At 64.4% G+C, this 14,398-nt stretch carries 13 protein-coding genes; 6 read left to right on the plus strand and 7 right to left on the minus strand.

The genetic code is table 11. The features are described from left to right. Positions 1–3: 3 nt before the first annotated feature. Positions 4–1,179 (plus strand): vWA domain-containing protein, encoded by a 1,176-nt coding sequence (locus RLO07_RS16275; protein WP_462293197.1) that lies wholly within the window; start codon positions 4–6, stop codon positions 1,177–1,179. Here the strand turns inward: RLO07_RS16275 and RLO07_RS16280 are convergent. Beyond that, complete coding sequence (locus tag RLO07_RS16280; RefSeq protein ID WP_462293198.1) at positions 1,164–1,940, minus strand: TrmH family RNA methyltransferase; 777 nt, start codon at positions 1,938–1,940, stop codon at positions 1,164–1,166. The two genes, RLO07_RS16275 and RLO07_RS16280, sit on opposite strands and share 16 nt — an antisense overlap. 4 nt (positions 1,941–1,944) lie before the next feature. Next, positions 1,945–2,850: an IclR family transcriptional regulator gene (locus RLO07_RS16285; RefSeq protein WP_462293199.1), complete on the minus strand. Its 906-nt coding sequence runs from the start codon at positions 2,848–2,850 to the stop codon at positions 1,945–1,947. Between the two features lie 169 nt (positions 2,851–3,019). Here RLO07_RS16285 and RLO07_RS16290 point away from each other — a divergent pair, with 169 nt between their 5' ends. Next, positions 3,020–3,250, plus strand: coding sequence for a glutaredoxin family protein (locus RLO07_RS16290; protein ID WP_462293200.1), 231 nt, complete (start codon positions 3,020–3,022; stop codon positions 3,248–3,250). A gap of 135 nt (positions 3,251–3,385) precedes the next feature. On the opposite strand, the gene RLO07_RS16295 is transcribed toward RLO07_RS16290, so the two are convergent. Further along, positions 3,386–3,835 (minus strand): universal stress protein, encoded by a 450-nt coding sequence (locus RLO07_RS16295; protein WP_462293201.1) that lies wholly within the window; start codon positions 3,833–3,835, stop codon positions 3,386–3,388. Positions 3,836–3,961: 126 nt separating this feature from the next. Here RLO07_RS16295 and RLO07_RS16300 point away from each other — a divergent pair, with 126 nt between their 5' ends. From RLO07_RS16300 to RLO07_RS16310, 3 genes are all read left to right on the plus strand, one after another. After that, on the plus strand, positions 3,962–4,417 hold the full coding sequence (locus tag RLO07_RS16300) for a hypothetical protein (RefSeq protein ID WP_462293202.1): 456 nt from the start codon (positions 3,962–3,964) through the stop codon (positions 4,415–4,417). Positions 4,418–4,496: 79 nt separating this feature from the next. Continuing rightward, complete coding sequence (topA, locus tag RLO07_RS16305) at positions 4,497–7,211, plus strand: type I DNA topoisomerase (RefSeq protein WP_462293203.1); 2,715 nt, start codon at positions 4,497–4,499, stop codon at positions 7,209–7,211. Continuing rightward, positions 7,208–7,672, plus strand: a complete 465-nt coding sequence (locus RLO07_RS16310; protein WP_462293204.1) for a DUF6586 family protein — start codon at positions 7,208–7,210, stop codon at positions 7,670–7,672. The genes topA and RLO07_RS16310 overlap by 4 nt, the downstream gene beginning before the upstream one ends. A 33-nt stretch (positions 7,673–7,705) precedes the next feature. On the opposite strand, the gene lexA is transcribed toward RLO07_RS16310, so the two are convergent. Both lexA and RLO07_RS16320 read right to left on the minus strand, forming a co-directional pair. Next, a complete protein-coding gene (lexA, locus tag RLO07_RS16315; protein WP_462293205.1) occupies positions 7,706–8,308 on the minus strand; it encodes a transcriptional repressor LexA in 603 nt (200 codons plus the stop codon). Positions 8,309–8,393: 85 nt separating this feature from the next. Continuing rightward, positions 8,394–8,711: a DUF6763 family protein gene (locus RLO07_RS16320; RefSeq protein WP_462293206.1), complete on the minus strand. Its 318-nt coding sequence runs from the start codon at positions 8,709–8,711 to the stop codon at positions 8,394–8,396. Positions 8,712–8,970: 259 nt separating this feature from the next. Between RLO07_RS16320 and RLO07_RS16325 the strand changes: the two genes are divergently transcribed. Continuing rightward, positions 8,971–9,732, plus strand: coding sequence for an S-methyl-5'-thioinosine phosphorylase (locus tag RLO07_RS16325; protein WP_462293207.1), 762 nt, complete (start codon positions 8,971–8,973; stop codon positions 9,730–9,732). Here the strand turns inward: RLO07_RS16325 and RLO07_RS16330 are convergent. Next, on the minus strand, positions 9,674–10,798 hold the full coding sequence (locus tag RLO07_RS16330) for a CsiV family protein (RefSeq protein WP_462293208.1): 1,125 nt from the start codon (positions 10,796–10,798) through the stop codon (positions 9,674–9,676). The genes RLO07_RS16325 and RLO07_RS16330 overlap by 59 nt on opposite strands. Further along, positions 10,798–14,265, minus strand: coding sequence for a transcription-repair coupling factor (mfd, locus tag RLO07_RS16335; RefSeq protein ID WP_462293209.1), 3,468 nt, complete (start codon positions 14,263–14,265; stop codon positions 10,798–10,800). Before mfd ends, RLO07_RS16330 begins: the two co-directional genes overlap by 1 nt. Positions 14,266–14,398 lie beyond the last annotated feature (133 nt).

Here is a 14,398-nt window from a genome sequence, read left to right on the forward strand (position 1 = left end):
CTCATGCTGGTCAACTTCTTCCACGGCCTGCGCGACGCCGGCATACCGGTCACGACTCGCGAGCTGCTGGACCTGCTGGCGGGCATGCAACAGCACGTCGCTTTCGGCTCCATCGATGACTTCTACTACTTCAGCCGCACCTGCCTGGTCAAGGACGAGAAGTACTTCGACCGCTTTGACCGCGCCTTCGGTTTGCACTTCAAGGACCTGGAGGCGCTGGACGACGTCATTGAAGCCATTATCCCCGACGACTGGCTGCGGGCGGAATTCATGAAGCAGCTGTCCGACGAGGACAGGGAGAAGATTGAATCCCTGGGCGGGCTGGAAAAGCTGATCGAGGAGTTCAAGAAGCGGCTGGAGGAGCAGAAGGAGCGCCACCAGGGTGGCAGCAAGTGGATCGGCACCGGCGGCACCTCGCCCTTCGGCCAGCAGGGCTACCACCCGGAGGGCATCCGCGTGGGCCCCAATGGCGGCAACCGCAAGGCGGTGAAGGTCTGGGACAAGCGTGAATTCCGCAACCTCGACGACAGCGTGGAGCTGGGTACCCGCAACATCAAGGTGGCCCTGCGGCGGCTGCGCAAGTTCGCCCGCACCGGCGCCGCCGACGAGCTGGATCTGGACGATACCATCCGTTCCACTGCCCGCAATGCGGGGCTGCTGGACATCAAGATGGTTCCGGAGCGACACAACGCGGTGAAGGTGCTGCTGTTTTTCGATGTCGGCGGCTCCATGGACCCGCACGTGCGCGTGTGCGAGGAGCTGTTCTCCGCGGCGCGCACCGAGTTCAAGCACATGGAGTATTTCTACTTCCACAACTTCATCTACGAGAGCGTGTGGCGCAACAATGTCCGCCGGCACAATGAACGCTTGCCGCTGCTGGACGTCATGCACAAGTACAGCCACGACTACAAGGTGATCTTCGTCGGCGACGCCGCCATGTCGCCCTACGAGATCGCCCAGCCCGGCGGTTCGGTGGAGCACTGGAACGAGGAGGCGGGCGAGGTATGGATGCGGCGCCTGAAGCAGACCTACGAGAAAGTCATCTGGATCAACCCGGTGCCGCAGGAGGAGTGGGAGTACACCCAGTCCACCGCCATGACCCACAAGCTGCTGGAGGGCCACATGTACCCTCTGACCCTGCGCGGCCTCGAAGAGGCCATGGGCTATTTGTCCAAGTAGCCGGAGAACGCAATCAGGCTGGCGGTTACCGCCACGTTGAGTGATTCCACCCCGTTGCGCATGGGAATCCCCAGGGCCACGTCCGCCAGCGCGTCGGTGGCGGCGGAGACGCCCTCGGTTTCGTTGCCCAGCACATAGACACAGTGCCCCCCGGGCCGGTGGCTGAACAGGCTCTCGCTGGCGTCCGCGCGCAGGCTGCAAACACTGATGCCGGCGGTCTTGCAGGCCCGCAGCGCCGCGGGCAGCTCTGCACAGGCCAGCAGCGGCGCCCGATAGACGGTGCCGGCACTGGCCTTGATTACCAGCGGCCCCAGGGCCGCGTTGCCGCGTTTCGCCAGCACAATGCCGTCGATCTGTCCGGCGGCGGCGGAGCGAATGATCATGCCCAGGTTCTGCGGGTTGGTGATACCGTCCAGCGCCAGCAGGCGCTGCGGCGGCGCCGGCAGCTTTTCCAGGTAGTCCTCCAGCCGCTGGAAGGCGGGGCAGAGGATGTCCGCCGCCACACCCTGGTCCTGGCGTCCGTTGCGGGAAATGCGCGCCAGCTCGGCGCGGCCGTGGTAGCGCGGCTCCACGCCGCGGCGCTGGGCGGCCCGCAGGATCTCGGCCATCACGCCGCCATCGCGATTGCTGTCGGCGATGTGCAGGGCGTGCAAGGTCAGGGCGGGGTCCAGCAGTGCTTCCAGCACGGGCTTGCGCCCGTAGACCGTCAGTACACGGTCAAAGAACGCCTTGCGCGCTGTGTAGTCGCCAGGGCCGTTCAAGGATTCAGACGCTGTGTTCGTGGCCGCTGGCGAGCCGGGTGACCTTGTCCGCGGACTGTTTCATGCGGCCGGCAATATCTTCGATCTGGGCGCCGGTGACGGGCCCGGCAATTGAGCCGGCGACGAAGCACATTACCGGCACCTGCCGGTAGACGAACACCGGCACGGCGATGGTGCTGACCTCGTAGCGGGCCTTGGGTTCGATCCGGTCCAGGTGGTAGTGTTCCAGGCAGGCATCCTGCTGGTATTTGTTGGTGGCTTCCTCCAGCTCTTCAAGGCTCCAGGACTGGTGAATACGGGTCAGTTCACGGGTCAGCTCCTCCTCGGCCCTGGTCTTCAGGGTGACCTCGAAGCCGCGGGCGCGGATGGCGATTACCGATACCCGCAGCTTCTGGTCCAGGCGCTCGTTGTAGCCGCCGCGGGACTCATGGGCCCGTGTCAGCCAGGCCTCCAGCTGCTTGGCGGGTGAAAAGGCGGTGAAGCAGGCTGCGATAGGTGCCGTGTTGGGCAGGCGCAGGCCGAGCTGGAATGAGTCCATCAAAGGGGTGGCGTTGCCATACAGGGCCAGCAATACCTGATGCAGTTTGGAGCGGGCAGTAACCGCGAAGCCCATGCTGAGGTCGCTGTTCAGGCTCTCCAGCTCCGGACGGGCGTATTCCAGTACCGGAAACTGTGCAAAGGCGGCGTTGCCGGCGGCTATAATGGAAGGCCCCAGCCGGTAGGCCTTGGTTTTCGGGTGCTGGACCAGGAAACCATAATTGGACATGGTGGTGAGAATGGCGTGGCAGGTGGCCTTGTTCAGGTTCAGGCGCCGGGTCATCTCGGTCAGGCCAAAGGCCTGCTGCGGGTTGGCCATAAGCAGATCGAGTATGGCCAGGGCGCGAGCGGTCGGTTGGGAAAACAGTGCCACGTCAGGTACTCCAGGCTTTGCTATTATGCGGTTCAGAATACTGTACCGCTTGATCATAACCTCCGGTCGGTGACGACCGCAATCCATAGGACCCGCCGTAATCACACGCGACGGGCATTAAACAACAGGGAGCGCGTCGGTGCCAGAGCTTTGTCAGGACCAGCCTATCTTGTACGGGACCAGTGCCTGCCATCTGTGCGATGAGGCCGAGACCCTGCTGCTGCAGGCGGCCCAGGACGGTCTGGGCGGGGATTTCATCAAGGTGGATATCAGCGATTCGGAGGACCTGTTTGCGCGCTATGGCCTGCGTATACCCGTGCTCAAGCGTCGCGACGGAGCGGAACTGGAGTGGCCCTTCGGCGCCGCCGAGCTGGCAGTCTTCCTGAACGGCCAAAGGTAGCGGGCCGCGCAGGCAACAGGGGCTGCCCCCGGGCAGGGCCACCCTGGCAGGACTGCGCGCCTGTCCAGAGCGCCTGGAGGGCCTCTGCGACGGCGCCCGGGGCCCGGGTGGCCTGCTGGTCTCGACCGCCGCTGCTTAGTCCTTGTTCCTGGCGGAACCGACCCGCACTGCCAGCACATCACAGGTGGCGCCGTGCAGGACGCCATTGGCGGTGGAGCCCATCAGCAGGGCCAGGCCATAGCGGCCGTGGCTGCCGACCACAATGAGGTCGGCACCGATTTCCTCGGCCTTGCTGTGGATTTCCACTTCCGGCCGGCCGAGCACAATGTGCTGGCGTTCCGGGGCAATGTCGTACTTCTCGCCAAAGCGCGCCAGTTGCTGCGCAGCCTGTTGGTGGATCTCGTCCTGGATACCGGAGAAGTCCATGGGAATATCGCCGCCGTAGGCAAAGCTCAGGGGCTCGATCACGTGAATCAGGTGTAGTTCGGCGCCAGTGCCAGCCACCAGCCCCCGTGCGCGCTCCGCCACCGGAGAGGAATCTTCACTCAGGTCGACGGCAATAATCAGCTTTTTGTAATTGGACATTAACAAACCCCCACAGCGTGTCAGAGAAATCAGGCCCCGTTATAGCATACAATGCCGCGAGGGCAACGCCTGCCGCGGCAACGGCTGCCCACTTTAACCGCATCTTTGACCTGAGTCAGGCCCCCTTTGCTGAATTACCTGTTGATCGCCTTTATCGTTGTTGTTGCACTGGCGCCGCTGACCCACTTCTTGCCGAGCAAACGCCAGCGTCGACAGGCTGCCATGCGTGAGGCGGCGGCCGTCGGCGGGCTGTTCGTCGAATTCCGTTCCCTGCCGGGGGGGGCGGCGGGGAGGGTGCCCCAGGCGCAACAGGATGTCATCTACTACGGCCGCCGACTGGCACCCTCGAAAGGTCGCGGCAGCCGTCGCGGCGCCTGGCTGCAGCGCGACAGTGAATGGCAGTCAGTGGGTGCCGGAGCCCGCGCACCGATACCGGAACCCTTGCTCGCCTGTGGCGCAGATATTCTCGCGGCCAGCATCGACGAGGGCAGCTGTGGGGTGTACTGGCAAGAACAGGGCGATACAGCTACCGTAGAGGAGATTCGCACCATTCTGCTGGCCTGGGCGGAACAGATTCCTTGACCCGGGCGCGCTGGACCCTTATATATGCCACCTTTTCGGTCCGATGGCGATCCGCCAGCAGCGACTTTTGCAGGAGATTATGGGTAAATCACTGGTCATCGTAGAATCGCCCGCCAAGGCGAAAACCATCAACAAGTACCTGGGCCCGGATTTCATCGTCAAGTCCAGCGTCGGCCATATCCGCGATCTGCCCACCGCCGGCAGCGCCGAACCGGTTGACCCCAAGGAACGCGCCGCCCAGGCTGCCATCACCCGCAAGCTTTCCCCGGAAGAAAAGGTCGAGCACCGCAAGAAGAAGTCCCGCGAGCAACTGGTGCGGCGCATGGGGATCGACCCGGAGCACGGCTGGAAGGCCTCCTACCAGATCCTTCCCGGCAAGGAAAAGGTGGTGGCTGAACTGCGCAAGCTGGCAGCCAGCAGCGATGCCATCTACCTCGCGACCGACCTTGACCGCGAGGGGGAGGCCATCGCCTGGCACCTGCGCGAGGCGATCGGCGGCGACGACTCCCGCTACCAGCGGGTGGTGTTCAACGAAATCACCAGGAAAGCCATTGGTGAAGCCTTTGAGCATCCCTCCCATCTCGACCAGAACCGGGTCAACGCCCAGCAGGCCCGGCGCTTTCTCGACCGGGTGGTGGGCTACATGGTGTCGCCGCTGCTGTGGGCCAAGGTGGCCCGGGGCCTGTCCGCGGGTCGTGTGCAGTCGGTGGCAGTGCGCCTGATCGTGGAGCGTGAGCGGGAAATCCGCGCCTTTATTCCCGAGGAGTACTGGGAGGTCCACGCCGACCTGCTGCCCAAGGGCGAAGACAGCGTCCGCTTTCAGGTCCGCAAGCACCGCGGCGAAGCCTTTCGCCCGGACAACGAGGCGGACACACGCGCGGCTACCACACAACTGGAGCAGCTGCCCTACGTGGTCAGCCAGCGTGAAGACAAGCCGACCCGCTCAAAGGCGCCGGCGCCGTTCATCACCTCCACCCTGCAGCAGGCCGCCAGTACCCGCCTCGGATTCACCGTGAAAAAGACCATGATGATGGCGCAGCGGCTGTACGAGGCCGGCTATATTACCTACATGCGCACGGACTCCACCAACCTCAGCAGCGAGGCCGTCAACGCCTGCCGCGAGTATATTGGCGCCAACTTTCCGCCCCGCTACCTGCCGGAGAACCCCAACCGCTACAGCAGCAAGGACGGCGCCCAGGAGGCCCACGAGGCGATCCGTCCCTCCGATGTGAATGTGCTGCAGTCGGGCCTGCAGGGCATGGAGCGCGACGCCGAGCGACTCTATGAAATGATCTGGCGCCAGTTCGTGGCCTGCCAGATGACACCCGCGGAATATACCGCCACCACCATAACGGTGACTGCCGGCGACTACGAGTTGGCGGCCAAGGGCCGGATCATCCGTTTCGACGGCTACACCCGGGTGCAGGGCGCCGGCGGCCGCAAGGGTGAGGACGAAGTACTGCCTGACATTCAGCAGGGCGACAGTCTCGCCCTGGAGGCCCTGGAGCCGACCCAGCACTTCACCAAGCCGGCGCCGCGCTACGGTGAGGCCAGCCTGGTGCGTGAACTGGAGAAGCGCGGTATCGGTCGCCCCTCGACCTACGCCTCCATCATCTCCACCATTCAGGACCGGGGCTATGTGCGCCTGGAGAACAAGCGCTTCTATGCCGAGAAAATGGGTGACATTGTCACCGAGCGCCTGCAGAACAGTTTCAGGGAGCTGCTTGACTACGGTTTTACCGCGAGCATGGAGGAGCGCCTGGATGAAGTCGCCCAGGGCGGACTGGATTGGCGTGAACTGCTGGACCACTTCTATGCCGACTTCCGCCAGCTGCTGGACAAGGCGGAGGAGCCGGAGCCGGTTGGCATGCAGCCAAACGAACCCACGCCCACGGACATTCCCTGTGGTCAGTGCGGGCGGCCGATGCAGATTCGCACCGCCAGTACCGGCGTATTCCTGGGCTGCTCCGGCTACGCACTGCCACCCAAGGAGCGCTGCAAGAACACTATCAACCTGACCCCGGGTGATGAAGCCATCCGCGAGGACGCCGACGATGAAGCGGAGTCGCGGCTGCTGCGCAGCAAGCACCGCTGCAAGCTCTGCAACGCCGCCATGGACAGCTATTTGATCGACGAGCAGCGCAAGCTGCATGTCTGCGGCAACAACCCGGACTGTCCCGGCTTCGAGGTGGAGCAGGGCAAGTTCAAGATCAAGGGCTACGACGGCCCGGTGCTCGAATGCGACAAGTGCGGCGCCGAGATGCAGCTCAAGACCGGCCGCTTTGGCAAGTATTTCGGCTGCACCTCCGACAGCTGCAAGAATACCCGCAAGCTCCTGCGCAGCGGCGAGGCGGCGCCGCCGAAAATGGATCCGGTGCCGATGCCGGAACTGGTCTGTGAGAAAGTCGAGGATCACTATGTGTTGCGCGACGGTGCAGCCGGCCTGTTCCTCGCTGCCAGCCAGTTTCCCCGCAACCGAGAGACCCGGGCACCTTTCGTTGATGAGCTGCTGCCGCACAAGAGCGAGATCGACCCGAAGTACACTTTCCTGTTCAGTGCCCCGGTCACCGACCCGGAGGGCAATCGCAGCCAGATTCGCTACAGTCGCAAGGCGGGCGAGCAATACGTGATGACCGAGCAGGACGGTAAACCTACCGGCTGGCGCGCGGTTTTCCGGGGCGGCGCCTGGCAGGTGGAAGAGGGCGGCAAATCCAGCGCTCCCGCAGCGAAAAAAGCGGGCGCGCGCAAGAAAAAAGCCGCACCGAAGCGCAAGGCGGCGCGCAAGAAGTCATGAGTTCACTGCGTGGACAGGCCAACCACGGGCTCTACCTCGCCAGGTTGCTGCTGCGGGCCTGGCGCCGGGATCTCGCTGCCGAGGATATCCCCGCCAGTGTCCTCGCCCAGGCCTACGGGCCGGCGGTACGCGGTCACCTGCTGGATGCCTACGGCTGGTTTTTGCTGGACCTGCAGAAGCCGGCACAGCTGCCAGCCACACCGCCCCACAGCGTAACGTCACTGCCGCCGGTTGCACCGGGCAAGGCGGTGCCGGTGGAAATTGCGGAATTCGCCCGTCTGGAGCAACGGGGCTGGCTGGCTGAACTGGTGCAGGAGCCGGGCGCAGAGCAGCCCCGGCGCAGCGCGGACAGCCTGGCGGCGCCTGCCGCCAACCTGCCCGACCCGGACAGCCTGCAGGCCCTGGCGCAGCAGTTGGACGACGCTTTCACCCAGGCGGGAGACTTCCTCGACGAGTGCTAGAACCGCGAGGCTGCGCCTGCGACAGTGGCTACTTCAGGCACCCCGGCGCAGCACGCCGACGCTCAAACCCTCGATGGCAAAGTCCTGCTCACGCAAATCCACACGTATCGGCTCATAATCCGCATTCTCCGGCAACAACTCGACAATGTGCTTGCTGGAGCCGCGCCGCAGTCGCTTCACCGTGACTTCGTCCTCGATACGTGCCACCACTATGTCATTGTTGCGCGCCACCGCAGTGCGGTGCACCGCAAGCAGGTCGCCGTCGAGAATGCCGACATCCTGCATGCTGTCGCCGTGGACCCGAAGAAAATAGTCCGCCGCGGGCTTGAAGAAATCCGGCGGCAGGGCGCAGTAGTCCTCGATATGCTCCGCCGCCAACAGCGGACTGCCGGCAGCGACCCGGCCGATAATGGGGATGCCCGGATTGTCCGGCAGGCGGATGCCGCGGGAGGCACCGGCAATGATTTCGATGGCGCCCTTGCGGGCCAGGGCTTTCAGGTGCTCTTCCGCGGCATTCGCGGACTTGAATCCCAGTTCCTTGGCAATGTCCGCCCGGGTCGGGGGGTAACCGGTCTGGTCGATATGCTGGCGAATGATATCCAGCACCTGCTGTTGCCGCTGCGTAAGCTTTTCCATAACCAGTCCATCTGTGTATTTATACAGTGACTGTGATTATATACAGTAAAACACGGCGACCACAAGGGAGCGTCGGCGGATCCTGTCAGTAGTCTTCGACGCCGTACATGGTATCGGGCTCGATCATGCTCACAGGATTGTTCCAGTCCTCGGGATGGAAGGGCAGATCTGGATCGAGGCCGTCATCGTCGTCAAGCTCGAACGGGGAGCGCCAGTCCTCGGGCGCGGCGACCCGTTCCAGCGGCATCAACCGCCACATGTCCAGATCGTATTCGGCGACCTCGCCGTCCAGGTACTGGGTTTCAATGGTCAGGCTGGCCTCGTCCCAGGCGACGACTTCAAACAGGGTGTTCGTCTCCAGATCCTTGTACCAGCCACCAACTACGGGGCTCAGCATTTTCATTTCCCCTCTCCCTCGCTACACTCTGGTCCCAACATAACACGCCAGCCAAGGCTGTCCATTATCCGTTAACGATCTAAAAAAGCCGCTGGAAATAGCGGTTTATTGAGCTTCGAGGGTTTTCTGCGCCAGATCAGTTGCTTGCGCCTCACTTGTAAAGCTGGCCTGATGTTCGCTGGCAGCGGTTATGCTTGAACCGCAAAGAGCAGCCGCTCCCTAAATAAGAAAATTGTCTAACAACAACTGGCATGGAGGCGCAGCAATGAGCACCATCGGTATTATCGGCGGTACCGGTATCGAGCAACTGCCGGGACTCAGCGTCGTCCGTGAGCACGCTGCCGAGACGTTATTCGGCGCCCCCTCGGGCCCGGTGCAGGAGGGTCTCCTGGGAGGGCAGTCCCTGTACTTTCTGCATCGTCACGGCGGCCCCCGGTCGATTCCTCCGCACCGCATCAACTATCGCGCCAATATCAGTCTCCTGCACAGGCTCGGCGTGAGCCGGGTGGTGGCGATCAACGCAGTGGGCGGCATCAGCCCGGACATGCAGCCCGGGCGGCTGCTGATCCCGGACCAGCTGATCGACTATACCTGGGGCCGGGAGCACAGCTTCGACGACGGCAGCAGTGGCAGCCTGCAGCATATCGACTTCACCGAGCCCTACGACCGCGAGTTGCGGCTGGCCCTGGTGGAGGCGGCGGAACGGGCGGGCATTGCCCATGAGCCCTGCGGTACCCATGGCGTTACCCAGGGGCCGCGGCTGGAAACCGCCGCCGAGGTGCGGCGTCTGGCCAGAGACGGTTGTGATGTGGTGGGGATGACCGGAATGCCCGAGGCCGCCCTGGCTCGGGAGCTGGGCATGGCGTACGCCTGTGTCTGCATGGTGGTGAATCCCGCCGCCGGTCTCGGCGATCTGCCGCTGACGCTGGACATGATGCGGCACATCCTGGAGCGGGAAGCGGGCGTGGTCAGAACCCTGTTGCAGACGCTGCTGTCGAATCTGTCCGCTCCAGCAGCGGAAGGATAGCCTCGTCGTAGTCTGCTTCCTGCAGTGCCTCGTCACTCAACGGAGTGATCTTGATCACCAGTCCCAGCAAGGGGTGATCGATGTAGTGCACCTCGTTGGAGCGCATGCGCCGCTGCTGCTGCAGCAGCACCGCGTGGCGCCAGGTGTAGGCCGGCGGGGGGAGCATCCCTGCGGGTTCCCCGGCCTGGTCCCAGGCCGGATCATAGGCAGCGCCAAAATCGAGAATTGCCTCCAGCTCGGGTTGCAGCAACGGTGCCTCCACCAGCTCCAGTGACGCTGGCCCCAAAGGCGGTGCCGGCATGCGCCAGGTGCCCGGCAAGTAGCTGCCGTCCGTGTTCAGCCAGAGATTGGTTTCCAGGTGCAGGAAGCGGGACAGGTACAGGGTAATGGTGCCCTGCAGCGGCGGGTAGCTGGCGCTGTCACCGGACTGGTCCAGCAACAGTGGCAGGGCGCTGCGCTGTGCGGATACCGGTTGCCACCAGGTTTCGTGAAACAGGATGCGATAGGGGCCGTTGCGCTCCATGTACGCGGCCTTGCCACGGAATTCGCGGGCGCTGGCCGGCAATTTTACAAACGGCGTCGGCAGGCGTGGTGGCTCTTCCTCCAGTGCCGCAGCAGTCTCTTGCTCGACGCCATCTCCGGCTGCGGTTGGGGGAGCTTCACCCGCTGCAGTGGCAGCCGCGTCCACAGCATCCTCCTCGCCGGGGGCTGCGACGGGCGCTATCTCGCTGCTCTCGTGCTCAAGCGGCAATCCTGCGGGCTGCCATTGCGGCGCCAGATATATGCGCTGCAAGCCGCGCGCATCGACCTCGCTGTCCTCGGCGCGTTCGCTGGCATCCATGTTGGCCTGCAGGCGCTGCGGGTCGATCAGGAATCGCAGTTGCCCGGGGTAGGCCAGTGCCGGCAGCGGCTCCCAGCGCTCCGCGCGCTGGGCTTCAGGGTCGGTGTGCGCGACCACCAGCAGCTCCACCTGATACCAGCGCTCATCCTCCTGGGCGTGCAGGGGCAGCAGGGGCAGGACCGCCAGAACGGCAGTGAGCAGGGAGCGGACGGGGACTCGGGTCATCAGGCGGCATCTTCCGTAGCATCGGCGGCAAATTTGTCCAGCAACTGATCGGCAAACTGCTGGCGCTGTTCGGGCTCCTCCAGGCTCTGCTTGAAGCGCAGGCGCATCGATCCCGCGAGCTGGTAGCCCCTGGGATCGGTTTGCACCAGCTTCACCAGGCTCAGCGGGTTGACCCGCGTGGATTCGCGAAAGTCGATGTTACCACCGGCGGGGCCAACCTCAATGCCGGCGATGCCCAGGGCGTCGGCGCGGATGCGCAGGCGCGCCACCTGCACCAGGTTCTTCACCTGCTGCGGCAGCAGGCCGAAGCGGTCGATCATTTCCACCTGGATCGCGCGCAAATCCCGCTCGTGTGCCGCCGCGGCGATGCGCTTGTAGAGAACCAGGCGGGTATTGATGTCCGGGAGGTAGTCGTCGGGGATCAGCGCCGGCTGGTGCAGGTTGACCTCGGTACCGGCGTCCAGGGGGGTATCCCGGTCCGGAATCTCGCCCCGGCGCAGGGCTGCCACCGCGCGCTCCAGCATCCGCATGTAGAGGGCGAAGCCGACACTCTGGATCTGGCCGCTCTGCTCATCCCCCAGCAGTTCTCCGGCGCCACGGATCTCCAGGTCGTGAGTGGCGAGGAGGTAGCCGGCACCCAGGTCGCCGGCAGCCTCGATCGCCTCCAGCCGCTTCTCCGCATCCGGCGTAATCGCCGAGCGGGGAGGGCACAGCAGGTAGGCGTAGGCCTGGTGGTGGGAGCGACCGACCCGGCCGCGGAGCTGATGCAGCTGCGCCAGACCGAACTTGTCCGCACGCTCAATGATGATGGTGTTGGCATTGGGAATGTCGATGCCGGTTTCAATAATCGTGGTACACAGCAGGATGTGGTGACGCTGGTGATAGAACGAGGACATTACCTGCTCCAGCTGGGTCTCCCGCATCTGGCCGTGGGCCACGGCAATCGACAGGTCCGGCAGCAGTTCGCGCAGCTTGCGCGCGGTTTCCTCAATGGTACGGACCTCGTTGTGCAGGTAGTACACCTGGCCGCCGCGCAGGGTTTCCCGCAACACGGCCTCGCGGATCAGGGCGATATTGTGTTCGCGCACGAAAGTCTTTATCGACAGCCGCCGCGCCGGTGGGGTGGCGATGACGGAAAGATCGCGCATGCCCCCCAGGGCCATGTTAAGGGTGCGGGGAATGGGAGTCGCGGTGAGGGTGAGAATATCCACCTCCGCGCGCAGGGCCTTGATCGCTTCCTTCTGCTTGACTCCGAAGCGGTGTTCCTCGTCGATGATCAGCAGGCCCAGGTCCTTGAAGCGGAAGTCCCTGGACAGCAGTTTGTGCGTCCCCACGAGGATGTCGATCTCGCCGCTGGCGACCCGGGCAGTGAGCGCCTCCAGCTCCTTCGAGGACTTGAAACGGGAGACCACCTCCACGGTCAGCGGCCAGCCGGCAAAGCGGTCGGCGAAGGAATTGTGGTGCTGGCGTGCGAGCAGGGTAGTGGGCACCAGCACTGCCACCTGCTTGCCGTTGCGCGCGGCGATAAAGGCGGCGCGCATCGCCACCTCGGTCTTGCCGAAGCCGACGTCGCCACAGACCAGCCGGTCCATGACCCGGGGGCTGGTCATGTCGGCGATTACCGCCTCGATGGCGGCGGCCTGGTCGGCGGTTTCCTCGAAGGGGAAACTGGCGGCAAACTGTTCGTATTCCATGGCCGGCAGCTCAAAAGCGAATCCCTGGCGTGCTTCGCGCCGGGCGTAGACCTCCAGCAATTGGGCGGCGACGTCACTTGCCCGCTCCGTTGCCTTGCGGCGCGCCTTCTCCCATTGGTCGGAGCCGAGTTTGTGCAGCGGTGCGAGCTCCGGGTCACTGCCGGCGTAGCGACTGACGAGGTGCAGGGAGGCTACCGGCACGTAGAGCTTGCTGCCGGCGGCGTATTCCAGCGCCAGGAATTCGCTGTCGGCACCGTCCACCTGCAACGTCTGCAGCCCCAGGTAACGGCCAACCCCGTGCTCCAGATGCACCACCGGTACGCCCTCGCGCAATTCGTTGATGTCGCGAAATACGTTTTCGGCGCTGGTCTCATCGGCCTTGCCGCGGCGCCTGCGCTGGGCGACCCGGTTGCCGAACAGCTGCGATTCACAGACCAGGGCCGGGGCGTCAGGTCCAAAATACATGCCGCGGTCGATGGGCGCAGTGGTAATGGCGAAGTCCAGGCCCGACGCCAGAAAATCGGCCCAGTTGGCCACCTCCGGCGGTGCCAGCTGGTGCGCGGCCAGCGTCTCCAGCAGCACCTCGCGGCGGCCGGCGGATTCGGCGCAGAGCAGTACCGCCCCCCGGTGGCGGCCGAGAAACTGATGCAGGCGATCGGCGGGGGTCTGCCGGGAGCCCTCCGGTGCCAGGTCCGGCAGGGACTGCGAGGGACTGGCCACATGCACCGGGGCGTCCGGGTTGCGGCGCAGTTCCAGCACAGGGCAGGCGCCCAGCAGCTGGTACAGCTCCTCTACCGGGGTAAAGCAGCGCGAAGGCGGCAGCAGGGGGCGGCGCGGGTCTATCCCGTACTCGCTGTAACGGTGGCTGGCATCCTCCCAGAAGCGCTGCGCGGCCTGGTAGTGGTCGCCGATGGCAATCACCGGCGTGCCTTTGGGCAGGTAGTCGAACAGGGTGGCGCAGTGATCGAAAAACAGCGGCAGGTAGTATTCGCAGCCGCCCGGGGAGCGGCCGGCGCTGACCTCGTGGTAGACCGGGCAGGCATCGTGGTCGACGATATCAAAGGCCTCGTACCAGTTCATCCGGAAGCGGTCGATGGCGGCCGGGTTGAGAGGGTATTCCCGCGCCGGCAGCAGGTTGATGGCCGCAACTTTCTCTATCGTGCGCTGGGTTTCAGGGCTGAAGGTGCGCAGACTGTCGACCTCATCGTCGAGCAGATCGACCCGGAACGGCAGTTCGCTGCCCATGGGGAAGATGTCCAGCAGGGAACCGCGCAGGGCAAACTCGCCGTGTTCGTAGACGGTATCGACGTTGTGGTAGCCGTTGCGCTCGAGGTTGCGCCGGAAACTGTCCCGGTCCAGGGTCTGCCCCGGCTCCAGCACCAGGCTGGAGCCGGCAATGTAGGAGGAGGGCGCCAGCCGGTGCATCAGCGTTGGCACCGGTACAATCAGGATACCCGTCGCCAGGCTGGGCAGCCGGTAGAGGGTCTGCAGACGCTCGGAAACGATGTCCTGGTGGGGCGAAAAATTATCGTAGGGCAGTGTCTCCCAGTCCGGAAATGCGAGAATGTCGATGTCTCTATCGAGGAAGAAGGGCAGTTCCCGCTCCAGTGCCAGCGCGGAACTGGTGTCCGCGGTCACCACCAGCAGCAGTTCCCCTGGCCGGGCCAGCTCGGCGATACAGCGCGCCTCGGCGCAACCGTGGAACGGACCCATCGCGGTGCGACTGCCCGGTTTGGCGGGCCAGGGGGTGCTTGCAAGCAGGGGTTTGAACATGAGTGACCAGCGGTTGGCAAAAAACAGGGGCCTATTGTAGTGCGCGCAGTGAAAAGTACCACTGCGCCTTGCTCTCGGCAGGTCGGAACGGGATAATACGCGCCCGTTGGAACCCCGGATTTCCCCGCAGACA

Origin of the sequence: Haliea sp. (assembly GCF_040221975.1) — a bacterium.
Taxonomy (GTDB): Bacteria; Pseudomonadota; Gammaproteobacteria; order Pseudomonadales; family Halieaceae; genus Haliea.